Source organism: Methylosinus sp. DMC45 (genome assembly GCF_056313885.1).
In genome coordinates, this window is record NZ_JBQUZK010000035.1 from 212,171 (window position 1) to 234,515 (window position 22,345).

The following is a 22,345-nucleotide window of genomic DNA, read 5'->3' on the forward strand; positions in this document are numbered from 1 at the left end:
CGCGTCGCCGCTCCAGCGTCATGTCTGCGATGAGCCGTCATATAAGGCCGGACGCCTCGGCCTGTAGGGGCGCCGCCGCCGGACCGCCTCACGGTGAATCAAAATTAACCATTCGCCCCTTAAGCTCCGCAACCATTGCCAGACCAAACGGGACTGAATTTCCATGCGCTTTCATGTCGGCCGCAATTACCGCGCGGACGCAGCCAGATATCGTAAGGCCGCGACGCCGCAGACCGCCAGCGATCTCGTTCTGGCGGCGCGCTCGGCCGCGCGCGCCGGCGAGCCCGCCGCGCCGCGCAAATCGCCGTTCGCGCGCGCTGTTCTCGTCACAGCGACGCTCGCCGCGCCGCTCTTCGCCGGACGCGCCTATCTCGACGCGACGCGAACCGAGCCGGCCGCGATCGCCGCCGAAGAAACACGGCCGCAGATTCGGCAAGTGGGGCTGCAGCCGGCGGCGCCTGCGCAAAAGGCGGAGCGCGCGGAAATCGATCTGACGGCCACGGGCTCGACGCCGCCTCGGCAGGAGGAGACGAGCCCCGCCCCCAAGACACGGCGGACGGCGAGCGGCTGGGTCAGCCGTTCGGCCAGAGAAATTTCGAGAAGCCCGGAATCGTATCGGTGATCGTCTGCAGCTTGGGGCGGCCGACCGCCTGCTCGGCGAGCACGAAGACCGCTTTGGCGAGCTTCTGCAGCTGCGCGGCGGACAGCCCCATGCTGGTCAGCCGCGAGGTCAGCTCGATCACGTCCTTTTGATTTTTCCCGGCCAGAGCCCCGATCCCGCCGAGCGCCAGCCCGAGCAGGCCGCGGCGCGGCGCCGCGAGCGCCGCCTCGACCGTCTCGCGCCCGCCGGGAACGCGCGCGATCAGCTCCGAGCCTATGGCGGCGTCGCGCTTCTCCAGAAACGCGAAAATATGGCCGATCGCGAGACGGGCGATCGGCGCCGAAATGCCGACGTAATTGCCGATGGATGCGGCGATCTCCTCCATTTGCCCTCCGGTTCGTCGATGCGCGAGACGAGCGCCCGGCTTTTTAAGCTTTGACGCAGCGCCGCGCCATAGCGGCGCGCAAGTCATCGACAGACGACGGCGCCGCATCGTCCAGAGCGCCGCGATCACGCAGTCACATTCACCGCGGGCCCGACGGAAACACGGCCGCCGGCCGGCAGACGCCGAGCCGATGTGTCCGAGGCCGCCTCGAAGATCAGGGCTCGTGCTCGAGGAGATCGGGAATGCGCTTGGCGAGGCTGCGCATCACGCTGTCCGCGCCTTTGAGCATGATGTCATAGAGCGCGTCGGAGGTCGGATCGGTGGAGATCCCCTCCTGAATGAAGTGGAAATGCGTGCCGCCATCGGGCAGAGCGGAGATCGTCCAGGTGACGGTCACATCCATATAGTGACCGAATCCCTTCAGCTCCTCATGGCCGCCCTTCCAGCGGAAGCTGAGCTTCTCGCCAGGGACGACCTCGAGCACCTTGCATTGGAACTCGCCATCCCAACGCTCGATCGGGCGGCTCCAGATGGTGAAGGAATGTCCGACCTCCGGCCGGATGTCATTGGGAAAAAACCAGACGGCGAGCCATTCCGAATCCGTCATGGCGCGCCAGACTGCGTCGACCGGATGCTCGAAATCTTTCTCGGTCGTGATGCTTCGCGTCTCGGTCACGGCTATCGCTCCTGTTTCAGAATTAGAAGCAACAACCCTGCCAAAATGCCGGGCGGCGGCTCACGCCGGCGCGCGCGCAACCTTGGCCGCGCCGAGATCGACCTGGATTTCGTCGCCCTCGATCTTCAGCTCGTAAGGATGCAGGGCGTTGCGGACGAGATGCGTCACGCATTTGCCGTTGACTCCGTCGAAGCCCCAATTGTGATAATTGCAGAGCACGGTCTTGCCGTCGAAACTGGCTTCATTGAGCGGCATGTCGGCATGTGGACAGCGGCCGCGAAAAGCCTTCAGCTCGCCGCCGGCCGGCCAGACGAGCAGAACGCTCTTGCGGCCGGCCTGGAACAGGCCCATGGCCCCTTCGCTCACGGCGCTGGTGTTGCAGATAAAGGTGAACGCCATCGGGATCGCCCTCGTTTCAAGAAGCTTCCCGTCGCAACACGCAAGTTGCGGACCAAACGCGCCCCGCGACGCCCCCTGCTCTCCCGGATGCGCACCTTCGAGCCTCGGAGATCTACCGTAAGCTCCCGGGCGGGATCGCAGGGCCGGCGCCACGAATGTCAATGTGGCGCATAATTTCGCTAAAAACAGCGGACCGATTGTCGCAATCGCTCACAGGCGATGCGCCGCCTCGGCATGGGCGATCAGCGACAGGAGATTTTCCAGAATGAGGACCGAGGTCAGCGGCCCCACTCCGCCGGGAACCGCGGTGAGGCGAATGTCCAGCCCCTCGAGCGCGGCCGCATCCACATCGCCGGCGAGCTTTCCGTCGATGAAGCCGACGCCGGCGTCGACGACGAGCTGCCCATCCGCAAAATAATCGCGGCCGAAGAAATGCGGACGGCCCGTCGCCACGAAGACGATATCGGCCGCACGCGAAAATTTCGGAATGTCGTGCGTCGCCGAATGGCAGATCGTCACTGTGGCGCCGGCGTTGACGAGCATATTGGCTAGCGGCTTGCCGACCGTGCGGCCGCGGCCGATGACGGCGACCGTCTTGCCTGCGAGCGGCCCTTGCGTCTCCGCCATGGCGATGCAGGCGCGCGGCGTCGCGGGCGCGATGAAGCGCTGATGCGGCCCATTCTGCAGCAGCGCGCCGAGATTGCCGACGGAGAGCCCATCCGCGTCCTTGCTCGCGGGAATGAGATTGGTCACGTCGATCTCGTCGAATGCGGGCTTCGACGACATCACGACTATGACGCCGTGAATATCCGGGCGCGCGCAGAGGTCGCGCATATGCCCCGCTATATCGGCGTAGGAGCCGGCATGTGAGAGATCGACGCCCTCGAAAGCGGCGCCCACCTCCTCCGCATGCTTGCGCTTGACGGCGACATAGCTCAGCGCCGCCGGATCGGACGAGCAGACGACGGCGGCGAGCTTCGGCGCGACGCCGCGCGCCTTCAGCGCGACAATGGCCTCGGTGAGCGCCGCCTTGCGGGCGGCGACGATCTCCTTGCTGTAGAGCTTCTGCATGGAACACGCCTTTTCTGCGCCCGGCCCGGCCTCGCTATAAAACGAAAGCCGCGCAATCTATGCGCGGCCTTTCGACGCTGTCACGAGCGTGGTCTCCGCATCGCGTCGATCGTCGCGCCTGGCGCGCCGGCGAAATTATTGGCGAGCAGATGGCGCGGCGCGGCGCGCGCGAATTGGTCGAGGTCGATCTCCTCGAAAGCGCCGCTGTTCCAGGTCTGCACGATCTCCAGCGGCTCATCGCCTATGTTGCGAATAGCGTGGCCGAAGCCCTGCGGAATATAGGCGACGTCGCCGGGCCGAAACTCCGCGACCTTGCCGCGTCCGCCGGAGCCGAAGATCGCGACCTGGCCTTTGCCGCGCAGATAATAGTGCCACTCGTCGGCGTTGACGTTCCAATGCAGCTTGCGCATCGCGCCGGGCTCGAGCGTCATGATTCCGCCGGACATTGTCGTCGAGGCGGGAAACTCCTTCGCCGTCGCCAGACGGAACGTCCCGCCGTCGAGATCGCGCGCCGCTCTCGTCTCGCGCGTCAGGCGGAATCTGTGCGTCGATTCTTTCGGCCACGGCGCCTCGAGCGCATCCTCCGGCCGCAGGATCGGCCCCGCTTGAATGAAGGTCTCGCCTTTCGGGAAAGCGTCGAAAATATCCTTCGGAACGCCGAACTCCTGCGCGAGGAGATCCTTGGGCGTGAGATCGATCCAATCGGTGAGGGAGAAGGCGCTGGCGTCGGGCGTGAAGCGGCCGTCGTCGAAGACCAGCAATATGTTGCAAGGCTCATCGCCTATGGTCTGGATCGCATGGCCATGGCCCTTGGCGAAATACCAGAGATCGCCGGCTTCGAAATTATTGATCTCGCTCGCGCCGCTCGGATCGATGACGACGGTCTGGCAACGCCCGCCGAGCACCAGCGCCCATTCCGCCGCAGTGGCGTGCCAATGCAATTCGCGCGAGCCGCCGGCGTCCAGAAAAGCGTGCACGCCGGCCATGCTGTGCGCGATCGGAAATTCGCGCACCGAGACTTCCTTCGCCCAGCCGCCGGAGGCGACGCGCGGGCGTCCCGCGTCGAGCGGAAAGCGAAACTCCATGGTCGCGCCGGGAGCGGCCGTCGCATGGGCGTGAGCCGGCTCGGCGTGAGCGGATTTGACGGTCAGCCGCTCGGCCGAGACGGCGACGGCGAGAGTCGAGAAATGCACCGCGCCCCAGGCGGCGATCTCGAGGAAATTGCGTCTATGGGCGAGCATGGGCCATCCCTTTCCATTCGCAAAAATGGGGAAGCGGCGAGCCGCGCGCGGCTCGCCGTCTCGTTGAAGGATCAGCCGCGCTTCAATTGCGATATGGTCGCCTCCGGCACGCCGGTGAAATTATTGCCGAGCAAATAGCGCGGGCTCGACTGCACCCATTTGTCGAGGTCGATCTCCTCGAATTTGGGATTGTCCCAGGTCTGGATGATCTCGAGATCCTCATCGCCGATATTGCGGATCGCATGGCCGAAGCCCTGCGGAATATAGGCGACGTCGCCGGGTCCGAATTCGGCGACCTTGCCGCGGCCGCCGGAGCCGAAGATCGCGACCTGGCCTCTGCCCTTCAGATAATAGTGCCATTCATTGGCGTTGACGTTCCAATGCAGCTTGCGCAGCCCATTGCGCTTCAACGTCATTATGCCGCCGGACATGGTCTTTTGCGCCGGAAACTCGTCGATCGTCGCCAAGCGGAAGGCGCCGCCGTCGAAATCGCGCGCGGCTTTCGGATCGCGCAGCAGGCGGAACTTATGCGTCGACTCCTTCGGCCAGGGCGCCTCCAGCGCATCCGACGCCTTCAATATCGGGCCGGACTGAATATAGGCCTCGCCCTTGGGAAACGCGTCGAACAGATCTTTCGGCAGGCCGAATTCGAGGCCGAGCATTTCCTTCGGCGTCACATCGATCCAATCGGTGATGGAGAATGTGCCGTGCTCGGAGAAGGCGCCATTGTCGAAGGACAGGATGAAGTGACAGGGCTTGTCGCCGATCGCCTGGATGGAATGGCCGTGGCCCTTGGCGAAATACCAGAGGTCGCCGGGCTCGAAATTATTGATCTCGCTCGCGCCGCTCGGCTCGATGACGACGGTCTGGCAGCGCCCCTCGATGACGAAGGCCCATTCCGCCGCAATGGCGTGCCAATGCAATTCGCGAGAGGCGCCGGGCTCGAGATACATATGGACGCCGGCGATGCCCTTGCTGATCGGGAATTGATGGACCGTCGCCTCCTTGGCCCAGCCGCCGGAAGTGACCTTCGGCTTGTTGCCGTCCAGCGAGAATTTGAAGTCCGGCATGGCCGCGACCTCTTTGGGATCGTGATAGGCGACGGCTTCGCCCGGCGGCAGCCCCACCGCCTGACGCCCGAAGCCGCCGTCGCCGGCCTTGGCGAGATATTTGTCGGTCGCCTCGGCGACGCTGGAGAATGTCACCAGGCCGCTCGCCAGAGCAGCGGAACCCAGGAAATCACGCCGATTCGTGAACATTTGCTTCCTCCTCCTGCCTCGTCTTCATGGACGAAGCGAATATTTTTCTATGAGACCGACTATCCGCGGAAGCGTTGCAAATCGGAATGGCCGATGATTAGATAACAGCTATCGAAAAATCCGATGGCCGCGCCAATGCTCGATCCGATCCATCTGCGCACTTTCGTCGCCATTACCGAGGTGAAGAGCTTCTCCGAGGCGGGACGTCAGCTCGGCCTCTCGCAATCGAGCGTCAGCGAGCATGTGAAGCGGCTCGAGCAATTCGCCGGGCGGAAGCTGTTCGAGCGCGACACGCACTCCAACACGCTGACCGAGCATGGCCGCGCCATGCTGGAATTCGCGCGCTCCATTCTCGAGACCAACGCCCGCGCCAAGCGGCATTTCGGGCAATCGTCCAAGCGGCGGGCGCTGCGTTTCGGCGCTTGCGAGGATCTCGCCATCGGCTGGCTCGGCGACATCATCCGGCCTTTCATGGAGGCGCATCCCGACGTCGATCTCGATTTCACCATCGCGCTCAGCAATCACCTGCTGACCGCCTTCGACGAAGGCCGGCTCGATCTCGTGCTGTGCAAAAGATGGCCGGACGGCGATCGGGGCCGGCTCGTCTTCAGCGACCGCATCGTCTGGACAGCGGCGACGAAAACGCCGGTGTTCCGCAACGACGAGGCGCAGCTCGTCCTCTATCCGCCGCCGAGCATCACGCGCTTCATGGCGCTGACGGCGCTGGAGAAGGCCGCCGTTCCCTGGCGCATCGCCTGCACCAGCGGCGATCTCAACGGGCTCGCCACCGCGACCGGCATAGGCCTCGGCATGATGGCGCACGCCAGCACGCTGATCCCGCAAGGACTGGCCGCCTGCGAGGAGGATGCGCGCCTGCCGCCATTGGGCTCCGTCGATTTCATCCAGATCGAGCGCAAGGCCGGCGACCGCAAGCTGCTCGCCGAGCTGTCGCAGGCGATCGATCGAAAAGCCGCCGCCCCGCGAAAGCACCAGGGTATACAACTTTAGATAGCAAACTATTCCCGAATGTCGCAAAACGACTCAGTCGAAACGCGGCGCCGCTCGTCTTTGATTTCACCTGTTTTTTGGAAACCTCCTCCATTCGAGGGATTTGGAGGCATGCCGATTGCGTTAAGGTTAACGGGATCGGGCGCGCGTTTCATTTTGAAAACGGCAAATTCTCTATCCCTGTAAAAATATTGAGTATCTTCAATCCATTGAGAGTCTTGCGTTGTGAAGCTCTCGATCGCCGCGCCAAAATGACACAGTGAAATGAAAGATGAGCAAGAAAGAAGATCCCTCGATCAATTTTGATCCGAAGCAGGAGCGCGCCCGCCGGCGACCACTGCCTTCCCCTTCCGAAAGCAACGCCGCCAAGCCCGCGAGCAGCGAGCCGCTGGCGGATAAGCTGCGCCATGTCCGCGCGATCCTGCGCGCGGTCGAAGAATCGCGCGAGCAGAGCCTGACGACCAAGCGGCTCTTCGAGCCGACGGCGATCGACTGCCTCAAGCAGCTCGTCGATGCGCTCGACAAGGACGAAGGCGTCGAAGCCGCCCTCGTCGATGCGCGAACGGTGCTGAAGACCGCCGGAATGGGCTGAACCAAACGAAAGACGCCGGACCGTCGGGCCCGGCGTCCTCCTATGCGAGATCAATTCGCGAGCCCCGACCGCGCCAGCGCGCCGCCGGGGCTCTCTTTTTCTCAGTTGGCGGCGGCTTTCTTCAGGCCGATCGCCGCGCGCAGCTCGTCGATGGTCGCGACGCGGCCATGCAGGCCGGCGATGCGCTCGACGTCGAGATTGAGCTTCTGAATATTGTCGTAGAGATTGACCGAGAAGGGATTGGGCGTCGCCGGCGCCGGCGCGCCGACCGGGCCGGGCGTATAGGCGTCCGCCTCGATCACCAGCTTCTCCTTCGGCAGATAGACCAGCGCGAGATCATCCGAATGGCCGCTGCCGGCGATGTGATGAATCTCGACCGCATGCAGATCGCCGAGCGCGTGCTTATGCTCATAGGTCTCGAACTTCGCCGCCTTTTTCGAGGCCGCGAGACGATCGGGACGCAGCGTATGCGGCGCGGCCCAGGCCTTCTCGTAATAGGCCTTGCTGATGTCCTGCGTCACAATGGTCGCGCCGGCGTCCACGAAAGTGCGCAGACCGCCCGAGTGGTCGAAATGCACATGGCTGTTGACCACATATTTCACCGGCTTGCCGGGAATGATCTCGCCGATCTTCTGGATCAGCGCGATCGAGCGCTCCTCGCTCAGCGGCGCCTCGATCAGAACGACATGGTCCTTCTCTTCCACGGCGAGGCTGTGATGCGTGCCGCCGGTAAGATAGAAGACGCCGTCGGCGAGCTTCTCGGACGCCACGGTGACGACGGGCGCGGGCGCGCTCGCGACATTGGCGGGAACCGCGATATCGACCGAGCCATTGGCCTTGGCCGAGGCGACGGCGACATGCAGAATCTCGTGGCCGCCTTCGCTACGATGAATCTCGGCCGGGAAATGCAGCCCGCCGAAATCCTTATAGCCCGAGAAATGCGTCTCGATCAGCGTGTCGCCCAGCACCGGCGTGTCGATCCAGGTCTTGATCGCCGACACGTGATTATCGGCGCCGATCGTGCCGACGAAGCGGCGCGCGCCAATGGCGAAGGAGACCTCGACGCCGGAGCCGACTGTCTCCGATTTCGCATTATTGGCGAGAGCGGCTTTCAGGAAGCCTTGCGGCGTCGTCCAGATTTCCGCGACGCGCTCGTCGACGGCGGCCGGAGCCGGCGTCGCCACCGGAGCGGCGCCCGGAGCCGCGCCCTGCGGCGGGGCGACATTCCACGCCTTGTCGCCGACGATGGACCATTCGAGCTTCTGCTCGACGGGCGCCGGGCGGGCGCGGCCGTCGGGCGTCTGCGAGCGGGTGATGAGCACGCGCTCGGCCGCCTTGTCGAAGTCGATCGCCGCGCTGAAGGCGGAGACGTCGAACTTCGGCCAATCGCCGCCGGGAACCGGAGCCTGGCCGAACTGATACCAATGGCCGGCGCCGGCGAATTCCAGCGTCTTGACGCTGGCGGCGGAAGCGAGCGTCGCCGCCTCCTGCAGCGAGGCGGCATGCGCCGCTCCCGCAAAGACCGACGCCGTCAGTCCTAAACCGGCGAGCGTCTTGAAACTGCGTATCGACATGAGAACCTCTCTCTTCTTCGGGTGGCGCAGATTTTCATCAGCGCGTCGTGACGCGCCGATGCGGGGGAAATGGCCGCGTCTTCTGCTCGCGGACTCTCGGCGGGCGGACCGAAGGGGGCGTCAGGCCGCCGGCGCGGCGACAAAGCCGCTCTCGCCGCCGCCTTCCGCGAGCGCGTGAGCGTCGGCCTCGTCGACACGATAGGAATCGATGCGCGCCGTCGCCGGCCCTTTCGCCGCGAGAGCGAGAAACTCGTCGACGACCGCCGCATGGCCCGCGATCAGCGTCTCCACCGAGCCGTCGGCGCGATTGCGGACCCAGCCGGCGAGATGCAGCCGCCCGGCCTCGCGGGCCACGAAAACGCGATAGCCGACATTCTGCACATGCCCTTCGACAATGATGCGGGCGATGCGCCTCTCGCTTTGCGGCGACGTCACAGGATTCTCCCAGATGATGTGCGGTCTCATTTGGACGTCACGCGAAAGCCCGCATTCTCCGGCGGCGCGATCGCCGTCTCGGCATGCGGCGTCCCCTCCGGCGCCCAGTCATAGGGCACTGGCTGCGCGCGATAGACGCTGTAGTTGAGCGTCGGGCGGCCGCTCTCCGCATCCTTGCCGCGCCGCGGGTAGGGATTGAGATATTCCCAGACGATCTCGCCCGCCGGCGTCACCTGGAAGAAGCGCCCGATCTGGCCTTCGTCGATGAATGTGTTGCCATTGGGCAGGCGCCGCGCATTGCTGATATGCGTGCTGCGGAAGGTCCAGCCGGGATTGCCGGAGCTCGCGCCCGTATATTGCCAGACGATCTGCTTCGTGACCGGATCAATCTCCAGCACGCGCGAGCCGCCCGTAAAAGTGACGGAAGCGCGCGGATAGCCGGCCTCGCCCTGATTGTCGAAGACGAGAAGATTGCCGGCGCCGGGCAGGCCCTTGGGAATTATATGCGCGTCATGCTGGCCGGAGATTTGATCGACGGGCCGCGGAACCTTGCGCGATGTCGTCGTTCCATCCTCCGACACCGGCGGGAAATGCGGCCCCAACGTCCAGACGATCTTGCGCGTCTTGCGATCGACGATGGCGATGAAATTGCCGTTGCGCGAGTCGAAGATGAGATTCTCCGGCGCAAAGCGCGCATCGCCCTCGTCATACCAATGATTGGGGCCGACGGGCTTCAGATCATTGACATGGAGATAGTCGGGATTCTTCGAGCCCTTTATCAGCTTCAGCTCATCGGCGGTGAAGCCGATCTCGTCGAGATGGTCCGACGCCGCCCAGGTCCACACGATATCGCCGTCGGGATTCGCCTCATAGGCGACATCGTCCAGAACTTGCGGCGCTGCGAAGCCGGGAAGCGGATAGGAGATATTGGCGAGCAGCAGCGTATTGCCATTGGGCAGGCGCGTTATGTCGTGATGCTGCCGCGCGACGCCGCCCGGCGCCGCGGAGCCGAAGCTCCACACGGGCTTGCCGTCCCAATCGACCTCGCCGACCGTCTTGCGCACGCGCGTCTGCGCGCGGCCGGGCGTGAGATCGGTTCCCCTGCCCTCTTCGCTCTCGAGCGTGACGAAGATATGCCCGCGCGCGCCGTCGACGAGCGCCGGATCGATGAAGGAGACGGGCTGGCCCGTATATTTCCACTCGCGCACGACCTTGCCGGTGAGATCGACGAGCCTCGTCACATCGTCTCCGCCGGCGAAGAGAACATAAGAATTATAGGCGCGCGCAGGATCGTAGATAGTGGCGCCCGTCGGATAGACGCTGGGCTCCGCCGAGGCGCCGGCCGCCGCCGCTGCGAGAACGCCCACGCAAGCGCTGCGCAAAAACCACGCCCTGAAAAGGGTTTCGATCGAAAAGCGATGCCTGCCGCGGGCCATCGGACGCTCCCGTCTTGCTGCGATACCGCCATTATATTCACACTTATCAGCTATGATAAATAGCAAAACGCTCGAGTTCTGCACATAAGAAGGAATTTGCCTCGCGCCTCGCCACGAGAGACTCGGCGCCTCGCGGAAAGATCGCTTTCGATATTGTTTTTCCGCATATGCGGTCCGCTCGCGCGCTTCTGGGACGAAAGGCGCGCCCGCGCCCCTCCGCTCGAAAATTTGCGCTTGTTGGATGGACAAGAAAAACTATATCTGTCGAGCTTATGTAGAAAGCGCCGGAGGCATTGTGACAATCTCATCCTCGCGACCGGGTTTGCGCGACGCCCCGGGGGAAATCGAAGTCGAGCGCGCCATCGCCGAAATCCGCGCCGGACGGCCGATCATTCTGCATGAGAATGGAGAGCGCATCCTCGCTCTCGCCGCCGAGGCGCTCGACTCCTTCTATTGCGAGAGCTTCGAACGTCTCGGCCGCGCCGACGCGCGCCTCGCCCTCTCTGGGCCGCGCTTGCGCCGCCTCGGCGCGCAGCGACGCGAGGCCGGCGCCGTCGCCATGCCCGCGCTGGACGCCGCCCGGGCGCATGCGCTGGCTTTCGATTCCGACGCGCGCCTCGACGCGCCCGCCGCCGCGCTCTCCGCGCTCGAGGAATGCGCTTTGGAGCTGATGCGCCTCGCGCAAGTGCTTCCCGCGGCGATCATCGCCGGCGCGGCGGGCGCCGAGGCGGTTTTCGCGCGCCCGCTCGAGGCCGCCCGCGCCAATGTCGTCGCCTATCGCCCCGCCCGCCTCGCGGCGTTGCGCATCGTCTCTCGCGCGCGCGTGCCGCTGGAGGGCGCGCAGGACAGCGAATTCGTCGTCTTTCGCGGCGGCGAAGGATTGCGCGATCAGGTGGCGATCGTCATCGGCGCGCCGAATTTCGCGCGCCCCGTGAATGTGCGCCTGCATTCGGCCTGCCTCACCGGCGATCTCTTCGGCAGCCTCAAATGCGATTGCGGCGATCAATTGCGCTATACGGCGCGCTTCATGGCGGAGAATGGCGGCGGCGTGCTGCTCTATCTCGATCAGGAGGGCCGCGGCAACGGGCTCGCCAACAAGATTCGCGCCTATGACCTCCAGGCGCGCGGCTTCGACACCTACGACGCCGACGAGACGCTCGGATTCGACAATGACCAGCGCCGCTTCTCCTTCGCCGCCGAAATGCTGAAGCTGCTCGGCGCGCGCCGCGTGCAGGTGCTCACCAATAATCCCGAGAAGATCGACGCGCTCGCGCAGGGCGGTCTCGAGGTGGTCGCCGACCAGCGCATAATGGGGCGCCGAAACACCCATAATGTCCGCTATTTGGCCGCCAAGCGCGACAAGGCGGGACATCTCATCGACCTCGACCGCGCCCCCGCCTGACGCAAAAGGCCGGGAGCGCGCCTCCGAATATGTTGATTATTCCTATATTCAATATATCCTTATCCAAGAACCATCGGCGCGGCGGCGGTCACGATGGCGTGCGCGCCGACGCACAATGCGATTCTCGCGGGGTTTCGACGAAATGAGTTCCGATCTGACCGAAGCCGCCCCTCCTTTCATCGGAGCGGCGAGACGCTTCCTGCCGCGTCGGAACGTCACCCGCTGGATCGCCGCGGGGCTCGTCGGCGCGGTCGCGCTCGGCGCATGGCGCTATTGGGCCGCCGAAACGCCTGCGGCTCCTACCCCCGGCCGCGGACCCGCCGTCGCCGTCGCGGTCGCCGAGATCACGCGCGGAGACTTTCCGGTCGTCTTCTCCGGGCTCGGCACGGTGACCGCCTCCGCGACATCGGTGGTCAAAGCGCAGGTGTCCGGCCCGCTGGTGGAGGTGCGCTACAAGGAGGGCCAGACGGTCAAGGCCGGCGACATTCTCGCGCGCATAGACCCTCGGCCTTTCGATCTCGCCGTGGCGCAGGCGCAGGCCCAGCTGCAGAAGGACGAGGCGCTGCTGCAGAACGCCGAGCGCGATCTCGCCCGCTACGAGCTGCTGCGCACAAAGGTGAAGGACGGCGTCTCCGGCCAGCAGCTCGACACGCAGCGCGCGCTCATCGGCCAATATCGCGCCGCCGTCGAGATGGACCGCGCGCAGGTCGGACAGGCGAAATTGAATCTCAGCTACGCCGATATCGCCGCGCCGATCGACGGCCGCATCGGCCTGCGCCTCGTCGACCCCGGCAATATCGTGCAGACCAATGATCAGAACGGCATAGCGGTGGTGACGCGGCTCTCGCCGATCACGGTGATCTTCACTCTGCCGGAGGTGAGGCTGCAGAGCGTGCTGAAGCGTTTTCGCTCCGGCGAGGCGCTGGCCGTCGTCGCCTATGACCACGAGCATTCACAGGCGCTCGCTCATGGCGTTCTCTATGCGATCGACAATCAGATCGACGCGACCTCCGGCACGGTGAAGCTGCGCGCCGAATTCTCCAATGAGGACGAGAAGCTCTACCCAAATCAATTCGTCAACGCCGAATTGACGGTGGAGACGCTGCTCAATGTCACGCTCGCCCCGGCGCCCGCGATTCAGCGCGGCGCCAAAGGGCCTTTCGTCTATGTGCTGGAGAACGACGACAAGGTCGCCGTGAAGCCGGTGCGGATCGGCCCCAGCGACGGCGAGCGCGCGGTGATCGAAGGCGGCCTCACGCCCGGCCAGCGCGTGGTGGTGGAAGGCGTGGACAAGCTGCGCGACGGCGCCAAGGCGACGCTCGCCGCCGGGCCGGGCGCGGAGAAGAAATCCCCGCCAGCCGAGGGACGTCGTCCAGAAAAAGCCCCCGCGCCGTGAGCGCCCGCCGATGAGCGTCGATATTTCCCGCCCCTTCATCGAGCGCCCCGTCGCCACCACTCTGCTGATGGCGGCGATCTTCCTGGCCGGCGCGATCGGCTTTCGGCTCCTGCCGGTCTCGGCGCTGCCGCAGATCGACTATCCGACGATCGAGGTGCGCACCTTCTATCCCGGCGCCAGCCCGGAGGTGATGGCGGCGACCATCACCGCGCCGCTCGAGCGCCAGCTCGGACAAATGCCCGGCCTCACGCAGATCGCCTCGACGAGCTCCGGCGGCGCCTCGATCATCACGCTGCAATTCAATTTGAAGCTCTCGCTGGATTTCGCCGAGCAGCAGGTGCAGGCGGCGATCAACGCCGCGCAGAGCTTTCTGCCGACCGACCTGCCGGCGCCGCCGATCTACGCCAAGATCAATCCGGCCGATGCGCCGGTTCTCACCCTCGCGCTGCGCTCCAAGACGCTGCCGCTGACCGAGGTGCAGGATCTCGCCGACAGCCGCATCGCGCAAAAAATATCGCAGCTCTCCGGCGTCGGCCTCGTCAGCGTCTCCGGCGGCAATCGCCCGGCGGTGGTGGTGCGGGCCAATCCGTCGAAGCTCGCGGCCCACGCCTTGTCGCTCGAGGATTTGCGCTCCGTCATCTCCAACGCCAATGTCAATCTTCCCAAAGGCAATATCGACGGCCGCACGCAGCAATTCGCAATCGACGCCAATGACCAGATCCGCAACGCCAAGGATTATGAAGGCCTCGTCGTCGCCTATCGCAATGGCGGGCCGGTGCGGCTCGCCGACGTCGCCGAGGTGACGCCGGGCGCGGAGAATCGCGAGCTCGGCGCCTGGACCGATCTCGAGCCGGCGATCATCGTCAATGTTCAGCGCCAGCCCGGCGCCAATGTCATCGCCGTCGTCGATCAGATCAAGACGCTGCTGCCGGCGCTCTCCGCCTCGCTGCCCGCCGCTATCGATCTCGCCGTGCTCAGCGACCGCACCACGGCGATCCGCGCCTCCATCCACGATGTCGAGATCGAGCTGCTCTTTTCCATCGCGCTCGTCGTCGCGGTCATTTTTCTCTTCCTGCGCAGCCCGCGCGCCACGATCATTCCGAGCGTCGCCGTGCCTTTGTCGCTCATCGGCGCGCTGGCGGCCATGTATCTGCTCGGCTACAGCCTCAACAATCTCACGCTGATGGCGCTCACCATCGCGACGGGCTTCGTCGTGGACGACGCCATTGTGATGATCGAGAACATCTCCCGCTACATAGAGAAGGGCGAGACGCCGCTGTCAGCGGCGCTCATCGGCGCGCGCGAGATCGGCTTCACCATCGTCTCGCTGACGATCTCGCTCATCGCCGTGCTCATCCCGCTGCTGTTCATGAGCGATGTCGTCGGCCGCCTGTTCCGCGAATTCGCGGTGACGCTCGCCGTCACCATCGTGATCTCGGCGGTTGTGTCGCTGACGCTCGCACCCATGCTCAGCGCCAAGCTGCTGCGCGCCAATGACCTGCATTCACACGACGGGCCTTCGGCCGGCGGCTGGTTCGATCGGCTGATCGACGGCTATGGCGCGACCCTGCGCTTCGTGCTCGCCCATTCACGCGCGACGCTCGTCAGCTTCGTCGCCACGCTCGCGCTCACCGGCGCGCTCTACGCCGCCATCGGCAAGGGCTTCTTTCCGGTGCAGGACACGGGACTGGTGCAAGGGTTTTTCGAAGGCGGACAATCACTGAACTATGAGGCGATGACGCGCAAGCAGCTCGATCTCGTCGAGCTTCTGCTCGCCGACCCCGCCGTTTCGCGCGTCTCCTCCTATCTGGGCGTGGACGGCGTCAATCGCACACTCAACAGCGCCCGCCTGCTGATCGAGCTGAAGCCGAAATCCGAGCGCGGATCCATTTCCGCCGTCACGCGCCGTCTGCAGGACGCCGCGCGCGCCCACGCCATCGGCTCGCTCTTCCTGCAGCCGGCGCAGGATCTCTCCATCGACGCCGGCGTCTCGCGCGGCGAATATCATTTCGCTCTGCAGGACGCCAATCCCGCCGAGCTCTCCGACTATTCCCGCCGTCTCGTCGACAAACTGTCCCTGCTGCCGCAATTTCGCGATGTCTCCTCGAGCGCGCAGGACGGCGGCCGCGCGCTCTTCGTCGAGATCGACCGCGACGCCGCCGCCCGCTACGGCATTTCCGTCGCGACGATCGACAATATTCTCTATGACGCTTTCGGCCAGCGCATCGTCTCGACACTGTTCACGCAGACCAATCAATATCGCGTGATCTTGGAGACGGCGAAGCGTGCGACATCCGGCCTCGACACGCTCGCCGGCCTGCGCATTCCCGCCAATGGCGGACAGGAGACGCCGCTCGCCTCCATCGTGAAGATCAAAGAGATCACCGCTCCGCTCTCGATCGATCATCTCGCGCAATTCCCCTCGACGACGATCTCCTTCAATCTCGCGCCCGGCGCCTCGCTCGGCGCGGCGATGGAGGCGCTCTCCCTCGCGCAGACGGAAATTCAGACGCCGGCGAGCGTCATCACCGTGTTCCAGGGCGCGACGCAGGCCTTCAACGCTTCATCGGTGAGCACGCTGCTGCTGATCCTCGCGGCCATCGTCACCGTCTATATCGTGCTCGGCGTGCTCTATGAGAGCTATATTCATCCGGTCACGATCCTCTCGACCCTGCCCTCCGCCGGCATTGGCGCGCTGCTCGCCTTGATGCTCGCGGGCGATGATTTCTCCGTCATCGGCGTCATCGGCGTCATACTGCTCATCGGCATCGTCAAGAAGAACGCCATCATGATGATCGACTTCGCGCTGCAAGCCGAGCGCGACGACGGGCTCGCGCCGCGCGAGGCCATCTACAAGGCCTGCATATTGCGCTTTCGCCCCATATTGATGACGACCATGGCGGCGCTGCTCGGCGCCCTGCCCTTGATGCTCGGCTCCGGCGAAGGCGCGGAGCTGCGCCAGCCGCTCGGCGTCGCCATCGTCGGCGGGCTGATCTTCAGCCAGATTCTCACGCTCTACACGACTCCGGTGATCTATCTCGCCTTCGACTTCTGGGCGAAATCTCTGCGGCCGCGTCCGGCCCCCGTCCCGGCGCGGGAGGCGGCATGAATCTCGCCGCGGCTGCGATCGCTCGGCCGGTCGCGACCAGCCTGCTGATGCTCGGCGTGGTGCTGGCCGGCGTTTCCGCATTCTTCCTGCTGCCGACGGCGCCGGTCCCCAATATCGATTTTCCGGTCATCTCCGTTTCCGCCTCGATGCCCGGCGCCAGCCCCGAGACGATGGCGGCCTCGGTGGCGACGCCGCTGGAAAAGAAGCTCGGCCAAATCGCCGGCGTCACCGAGATGACCTCCTCGAGCTCGCTCGGCTCGACGCGCATCTCGCTGCAATTCGATCTCGACCGCAACATCGACGGCGCGCAGCGCGACATTCAGGCGGCGATCGCCGCGGCGCGCGCCGATCTGCCGGCGACATTGCGCAATAATCCGACCTTCCGCACCTCCAATCCTTCGGAAGTGCCGGTGGCGATCATCGCGCTCTTCTCGGAGCGGATGAGCTCCGGCCAGCTCTATGAGATCGCCGCCAATGTGCTGCAGCAGAAATTCGCGCAGCTCGACGGCGTCGGCCAGGTGACGGTCGGCGGCTCCTCTCTGCCCGCGGTGCGGGTGGAGCTCAATCCGCCGGCGCTGTTCGAGCACGGCGTCTCGCTCGAGGATGTGCGCGCCGCGCTCGCCTCCGCCAATTACAACAGCCCCAAAGGCGCGATAGAGGAAGGCGACGGCCGCCTCACCCTCTACGCCAATGACCAATCGCGCCGCGCCGCCGATTATGAGGGCCTCGTCGTCGCCTATCGCAATGGCGCGACGGTGCGGCTGCGCGACATAGCGGCGGTCGAGGATTCGGTGGAGGATCTTCGCAATTTCGGCATGAGCAATGGCCGCACCGCCGTGCAGGTGCAGATTTTCCGTCAGCCCGGCGCCAATTTCGTGGAGGTGCTCGATCACATCAAGGGGCTGATGCCGCCGCTCGCCGCAGCGCTCCCCGCCGATGTCGAGATGAGCCTCGTGCAGGATCGCACGCTGACCATCCGCACGTCGCTGCACGAGATCGGCCTGACGCTGATCGTGACCATATTTCTCGCCATCTTCATCGTCTATCTGTCGCTGAAGAACGCTCGCGCCACAATCGCGCCCAGCGTCTGCGTGCCCGTGTCGCTGATCGGCGCCTTCGGCGCGATGTATCTTCTCGACTACAGCCTCAATAATCTCTCGCTGATGGCGCTCACCATCGCGACGGGCTTCATCGTCGACGACGCCATCGTCGTCGTCGAGAATGTCATGCGCCGCATAGAGGCGGGCCAGCCGGCGCGCGCCGCGGCGCTCGAGGGCGCGCGCGAGGTGGTTCCGACGCTCGTCTCCATGAGCCTGTCTCTGCTCGCCGTGTTTCTGCCCATTCTGTTCATGGGCGGCATCGTCGGCCGGCTGATGCGCGAATTCGCCATGACCTTGTCGGTGGCCATTCTCGTATCGCTCATCCTCTCGCTGACGGCGACGCCCATGCTGTGCTCGCGCGTGCTGCGCGATCACGCCGGCCCGCCGCGCTTCTTCCTGCTGCGCTGGAGCGAAAGCGCCTTTGCGGCGCTGCATCGCTCCTATGTGCGCACGCTGGATGTCGCCCTGCGCTTCCCGCGCGTGACGCTCGCCGTGCTGCTCGCGACCATGGCGCTCAATTTCTATCTCTTCGATTGCGTGCCGAAGGGCTTCTTCCCGATTCAGGATTCGGGACGCATGCGCGGCGCGATCGTCGCCGATCAGAGCGTCTCCTTCCCGGTGATGAAGGAGAAGCTCGAGCAATTCGTCGCCATTCTCACCTCCGATCCCGGCATATCCTCGGCGACCGGCAGCATTGGCGGCGGCTTCAGCCCCGGCGGCGCGATCAATGTCGCCGAATTGCTCGTCACCTTGAAGCCGCTCGCCGAACGCAAGGTCTCCGCCGATGCGATCATGGCGCGGCTGCGGCCCAAGCTCGCGCGCATCAGCGGGGCGAGCATGTTCTTGCAATCGGCGCAGGACATACGCATGGGCGGCAGGCCCAGCAACGCAATGTTCCAATATACGCTGCTCGCCGACGAGCTCGACGATCTGCGCCTCTATGCGCCGCGCATCGTCGAGATTCTCCGGCGCGGCGGCGCGCTGCTCGACGTCAGCTCGGATCAGCAAGACAAAGGCCTGCGCAGCGATGTGACGATCGATCGCGCCAAGGCGGCGCGCCTCGGCCTCACGACGAGCGCCGTCGACAACACGCTCTACGACGCCTTCGGCCAGCGGCAGGTGTCGACCATCTTCGAGCCGCTCAATCAATATCATGTGGTGATGGAATCGGCGCCGCAATTTCGCGACACTCTGGCGGCGCTCGACAATCTCTATATCGGCGCCAATCCGCGCGCGGCGAGCCGCATATTCTCGGCGCGCGATCTCGGCAGCCCGGGCAGCGCGGTGAATGTGGCGACGCAGCCCATGGTGCCCTTCTCCTCCTTCTCGCAATTCGCGGAAGGGGTGACGCCGCTGCAGGTCAATCATCAGGGCCATTTCGCCGCGATCACCATCTCCTTCAATCTGGCGCCGAGAAAATCGCTGCGCGACGCCGCCGAGGCGATCAAGGACGCGATGGCGAAAGCCGGCGCGCCGGCGACGCTGCAAGGCGTCTTCGCCGGAACCGCCGCCGGCTATCAGGAAGCGCTCGCCAATCAGCCGATCATGATCGCCGCGGCGCTGGCCGCGGTCTATATCGTGCTCGGCATTCTCTATGAGAGCTTCCTGCATCCGCTGACCATATTGTCCACCCTGCCCTCGGCCGGCGTCGGCGCCTTTCTCGCCCTGCTCGGCTGCGGCGCCGAGCTCAGCATCATCGCCATGATCGGCGTGCTGCTGCTCATCGGCGTCGTGAAGAAAAACGCCATTATTCTCGTCGATTTCGCGCTCGAGGCGACGCGGCGCGGGCTCTCGTCGAGGGAGGCGATCCGCGAGGCCTGCGTCGCGCGCTTCCGTCCCATTCTCATCACCACGCTCGTCGCCTTGTTCGGAGCGCTGCCGCTGGCGCTCGGCACGGGCGAAGGCGCGGAGATGCGTCGCCCGCTCGGCATCGCCATCGTCGGCGGCCTGCTGGTGAGCCAGATATTGACGCTCTACACGACGCCGGTGGTGTTCCTCTACATAGACACGCTGCGGTCCCGCATCGGCGCAGGGGCGTCGTTCTGGAGCGCCTTTCGCAGAAGGCGCGCGAGCGATGCGTCTGTCCCGGCGCTACGCCGCGGCTAGAGCGCTTTCCGATCGAACGGAATCGTTCGATCGATCAGAATTCGCTCCCAATAGCGCTTTAGCGCGTCATGATCTGCGAGTTGAACAGCGTGTAGGCGGCAACGGCGAAAACGACGATCGCGAAGGCGATGGTGAGCTGTCCAGTGTTCTTGGAGAGGCGCCGCGCCAATGCCGCGCCCATCAGCGTTCCCGTCGCGCCGCTGCAGATGATGACGATAGCGAGCAGCCAATCGATGAGGCCGGAGAACGCATAGGTCGCCGCCGTCGTCATGCCGAAGACGGTGACGGCGACGAGAGACGTGCCGACGGCGTTGATCATCGGCATTCCGGTGGAGCCGACGAGGCCCGGCACGACGAGCACGCCGCCGCCTATGCCGAAAAAGCCCGAGAACAGCCCGGTGACGAGGCCGAAGGAGGCGACGCGCGGCGCGCGGTCCAGCGTGCATTCGACAGTTGCGTCGCCTGCGGCGCGGCGACCGCGGAGCATCATCACGCCGGTCATGATCATCGCCAGCGCGAAGAGAAACAGCAGGCGCTGTCCGTCGAAGCTCTTGCCGATCGTCGATCCGACGACGGCCCCCAACATTCCGGCCGCGGCGTATATGCCGCCGCAGCGCCATTTCACAGAGCCGTTGCGCGCATGGCTCCACAGGCTGAAGGCCGCATTGACGGCGACAGCGAATGCGCTGGTGCCGATGGCGACATGCGGATCCTTCATGCCGACGACATAGACCAGCAACGGCACGGCGAGCACCGAGCCGCCGCCGCCGATGAGTCCGAGCGTGAAGCCGATGGCCGCGCCGCATCCGGCGCCGATGAGATATTGAACGAGCTCGAGATGCACCCGGCCCTCCTCATTCCGCGGGCTGCTCGCGTCTTTCGATCATATGCGGGGCGCAGAGCCATTCCTGGCCCTTGAGCATGGCGCGCCAATAGATCGGAGGCAGCAGCCGCTCTTTCAGGAACCAAGCCGCGCGCGACGGCCGCGTGCCGTCGATGAGCCATTTGGGGAAGCTCGGCAGCAGCCTGCCGCCATAACCGAACTCGGCGAGCACGATCTTGCCGCGCTCCACCGTGAGCGGACAGGAGCCATAGCCGTCATAGCCGACATGCGGCGCCTCGCCGTCGAGCACAGAGAGCACATTGATGGCGACGACCGGCGCCTGCTTGCGCGCGGCGGCGGCCGTCTTGGCGTTGGTCGTCGCTATGGCGTCGCCGAGCGCGAAGACATTGCCGTAGCGCGTATGGCGCAGCGACTCGGGATCGACGGCGATGAAGCCGGTCTCGCCGGCCAGCGGACTTTTGGCGACGAAATCGGGCGCGCGCTGCGGCGGCACGGCGTGCATCATCGCGAAATCGCGCTGCACGCGGACGACGGCGCCATTGGCGTCCTTCTCCTCGAAGGTCGCGATCTTGGCCGGTCCGTCGACAGCGACGAGCTTGGATTCGAAGCGCAGATCGATGCCGTAGCGCTTCACATATTCCATCAGCGCCGGCACATAGGCCGGCACGCCGAACAGCGCGGCGCCGGCGTTGTGAAACTCGACCTCTATATTCGACAGCGCGCCGGCGCGCCGCCACGCGTCACAGGAGAGATACATGGCCTTTTGCGGCGCGCCCGCGCATTTGATCGGAATCGGGGGTTGCGTGAACAGCGCGCGTCCGCCGCGCAGAGTCTGCGCGAGATAATGCGTGTAGGGCGCGAGATCGGCGCGGTAATTGGAGGTGACGCCATTGCGGCCGAGCGTCTCGACGAGGCCGGGAATAGCCTCCCAATCGAGCTTTATGCCGGGCGAGGCGATGAGCGCGCGATAGCGCAGCCGCGAGCCGTCGTCGAGAATGACCTCATCGGAATCCGGCGCGAATTCGGCGACGGATTTCTTGATCCAGACGGCCTTGTCGGGAATGACCGAAGCCATCGGACGCTTCGTCACTTCCGGCTTGAACACGCCGGCGCCGACGAGGGTGAAGCCGGGCTGATAATAGTGAAATTCGGCCGGCTCGACGATGGCGATGGAGAGCGAGGGCCGGCGCTTCAGCAGGCTCGCCGCCGCCGCTACGCCGCCGCTGCCGCCGCCGACGATCACCACATCATAGGAGCCCGGACCGCGGTCGCCGGCCGGCGCGCCGCCACGCGCGATAATGCGCGTCTTCCACGGCTCGAGATCGACGCCGGCCTCTTTCGCCGCGGAAAGAACCCTCTCGGCGCCGAGCGGCATGGCCTGAGACAGCGCCCATAATGCGCTCGCGCGCCGGCCGCTCTTGCAATAGCCGAGTGCGGGACCGCCCACAGTCGCGAGCGCGCCGGTGAAATCGGCGATGGAAGCGTCGTCGATGTTCGACGGCGTCACCGGAACATGCTTGGCCGAAAGACCATGCCTCGCCGCCCATTCGGCGACGTCGCGGAAATTGGGCTGGCCCGGCTCCTCATCATCGGGACGACAATCGATGACGAGACGAAAGCCGTCGCGTGCGGCGCGCCCGACATCGGCTTCGGAAATCTGGGGGGAAACAGAGAAAGCGGACGATAATCTCGTGAAGCTCATGACGATGCG

18 protein-coding genes are annotated in these 22,345 nt (G+C 65.1%); 7 read left to right on the forward strand and 11 right to left on the reverse strand.

The features are described 5' to 3' along the window. Window positions 1–163 precede the first annotated feature (163 nt). A complete protein-coding gene (locus ACT53T_RS09210; RefSeq protein WP_476160978.1) occupies window positions 164–622 on the forward strand; it encodes a hypothetical protein in 459 nt (152 codons plus the stop codon). Here ACT53T_RS09210 and ACT53T_RS09215 read toward each other — a convergent pair. The 6 genes from ACT53T_RS09215 to ACT53T_RS09240 all read right to left on the reverse strand — a co-directional run bounded on the left by ACT53T_RS09215 (window position 573) and on the right by ACT53T_RS09240 (window position 5,632). After that, window positions 573–986, reverse strand: a complete 414-nt coding sequence (locus ACT53T_RS09215) for a DUF2267 domain-containing protein (RefSeq protein ID WP_476160979.1) — start codon at window positions 984–986, stop codon at window positions 573–575. The two genes, ACT53T_RS09210 and ACT53T_RS09215, sit on opposite strands and share 50 nt — an antisense overlap. Before the next feature lie 214 nt (window positions 987–1,200). After that, window positions 1,201–1,662, reverse strand: a complete 462-nt coding sequence (locus tag ACT53T_RS09220; RefSeq protein WP_400768510.1) for an SRPBCC family protein — start codon at window positions 1,660–1,662, stop codon at window positions 1,201–1,203. Between the two features lie 60 nt (window positions 1,663–1,722). Continuing rightward, on the reverse strand, window positions 1,723–2,061 hold the full coding sequence (locus tag ACT53T_RS09225) for a Rieske 2Fe-2S domain-containing protein (protein ID WP_476160980.1): 339 nt from the start codon (window positions 2,059–2,061) through the stop codon (window positions 1,723–1,725). A gap of 210 nt (window positions 2,062–2,271) precedes the next feature. After that, window positions 2,272–3,132 carry a bifunctional 5,10-methylenetetrahydrofolate dehydrogenase/5,10-methenyltetrahydrofolate cyclohydrolase gene (locus ACT53T_RS09230; protein WP_476160981.1) on the reverse strand — a complete coding sequence of 287 codons (861 nt, stop codon included), beginning with the start codon at window positions 3,130–3,132 and terminating at the stop codon, window positions 2,272–2,274. Between the two features lie 80 nt (window positions 3,133–3,212). Then, a complete protein-coding gene (locus tag ACT53T_RS09235; protein WP_476160982.1) occupies window positions 3,213–4,373 on the reverse strand; it encodes a cupin domain-containing protein in 1,161 nt (386 codons plus the stop codon). Between the two features lie 71 nt (window positions 4,374–4,444). Next, a complete protein-coding gene (locus ACT53T_RS09240) occupies window positions 4,445–5,632 on the reverse strand; it encodes a cupin domain-containing protein (RefSeq protein WP_400768520.1) in 1,188 nt (395 codons plus the stop codon). A gap of 123 nt (window positions 5,633–5,755) precedes the next feature. Between ACT53T_RS09240 and ACT53T_RS09245 the strand changes: the two genes are divergently transcribed. Both ACT53T_RS09245 and ACT53T_RS09250 read left to right on the forward strand, forming a co-directional pair. Continuing rightward, entirely contained in the window at window positions 5,756–6,640 is an 885-nt protein-coding gene (locus tag ACT53T_RS09245) for a LysR family transcriptional regulator (protein ID WP_476160983.1), read from the forward strand. Between the two features lie 271 nt (window positions 6,641–6,911). Next, window positions 6,912–7,232: a hypothetical protein gene (locus tag ACT53T_RS09250; protein ID WP_476160984.1), complete on the forward strand. Its 321-nt coding sequence runs from the start codon at window positions 6,912–6,914 to the stop codon at window positions 7,230–7,232. Between the two features lie 101 nt (window positions 7,233–7,333). Here ACT53T_RS09250 and ACT53T_RS09255 read toward each other — a convergent pair whose 3' ends face one another. The 3 genes from ACT53T_RS09255 to ACT53T_RS09265 form a co-directional block, all read right to left on the reverse strand. Further along, window positions 7,334–8,806, reverse strand: coding sequence for an MBL fold metallo-hydrolase (locus ACT53T_RS09255; RefSeq protein WP_476160985.1), 1,473 nt, complete (start codon window positions 8,804–8,806; stop codon window positions 7,334–7,336). 120 nt (window positions 8,807–8,926) lie between these two features. Then, window positions 8,927–9,241 (reverse strand): acylphosphatase, encoded by a 315-nt coding sequence (locus ACT53T_RS09260; protein WP_476160986.1) that lies wholly within the window; start codon window positions 9,239–9,241, stop codon window positions 8,927–8,929. A 26-nt stretch (window positions 9,242–9,267) separates the two neighbouring features. Next, window positions 9,268–10,608 carry an aryl-sulfate sulfotransferase gene (locus ACT53T_RS09265; protein ID WP_476160987.1) on the reverse strand — a complete coding sequence of 447 codons (1,341 nt, stop codon included), beginning with the start codon at window positions 10,606–10,608 and terminating at the stop codon, window positions 9,268–9,270. Window positions 10,609–10,999: 391 nt separating this feature from the next. On the opposite strand from ACT53T_RS09265, the gene ribA reads away from it, so the two are divergent. The 4 genes from ribA to ACT53T_RS09285 all read left to right on the forward strand — a co-directional run bounded on the left by ribA (window position 11,000) and on the right by ACT53T_RS09285 (window position 19,790). After that, window positions 11,000–12,079 carry a GTP cyclohydrolase II RibA gene (gene ribA / locus ACT53T_RS09270; protein WP_476160988.1) on the forward strand — a complete coding sequence of 360 codons (1,080 nt, stop codon included), beginning with the start codon at window positions 11,000–11,002 and terminating at the stop codon, window positions 12,077–12,079. A 142-nt stretch (window positions 12,080–12,221) separates the two neighbouring features. After that, complete coding sequence (locus ACT53T_RS09275; protein WP_476160989.1) at window positions 12,222–13,475, forward strand: efflux RND transporter periplasmic adaptor subunit; 1,254 nt, start codon at window positions 12,222–12,224, stop codon at window positions 13,473–13,475. A 10-nt stretch (window positions 13,476–13,485) separates the two neighbouring features. Continuing rightward, on the forward strand, window positions 13,486–16,584 hold the full coding sequence (locus ACT53T_RS09280) for an efflux RND transporter permease subunit (protein WP_476160990.1): 3,099 nt from the start codon (window positions 13,486–13,488) through the stop codon (window positions 16,582–16,584). After that, window positions 16,581–19,790, forward strand: a complete 3,210-nt coding sequence (locus tag ACT53T_RS09285; protein ID WP_476160991.1) for an efflux RND transporter permease subunit — start codon at window positions 16,581–16,583, stop codon at window positions 19,788–19,790. The genes ACT53T_RS09280 and ACT53T_RS09285 overlap by 4 nt, the downstream gene beginning before the upstream one ends. 58 nt (window positions 19,791–19,848) lie before the next feature. On the opposite strand, the gene ACT53T_RS09290 is transcribed toward ACT53T_RS09285, so the two are convergent. Next, complete coding sequence (locus tag ACT53T_RS09290) at window positions 19,849–20,634, reverse strand: sulfite exporter TauE/SafE family protein (RefSeq protein ID WP_476160992.1); 786 nt, start codon at window positions 20,632–20,634, stop codon at window positions 19,849–19,851. Between the two features lie 10 nt (window positions 20,635–20,644). Then, window positions 20,645–22,336 carry a bifunctional protein tyrosine phosphatase family protein/NAD(P)/FAD-dependent oxidoreductase gene (locus ACT53T_RS09295; RefSeq protein ID WP_476160993.1) on the reverse strand — a complete coding sequence of 564 codons (1,692 nt, stop codon included), beginning with the start codon at window positions 22,334–22,336 and terminating at the stop codon, window positions 20,645–20,647. Between the last annotated feature and the right edge of the window lie 9 nt (window positions 22,337–22,345).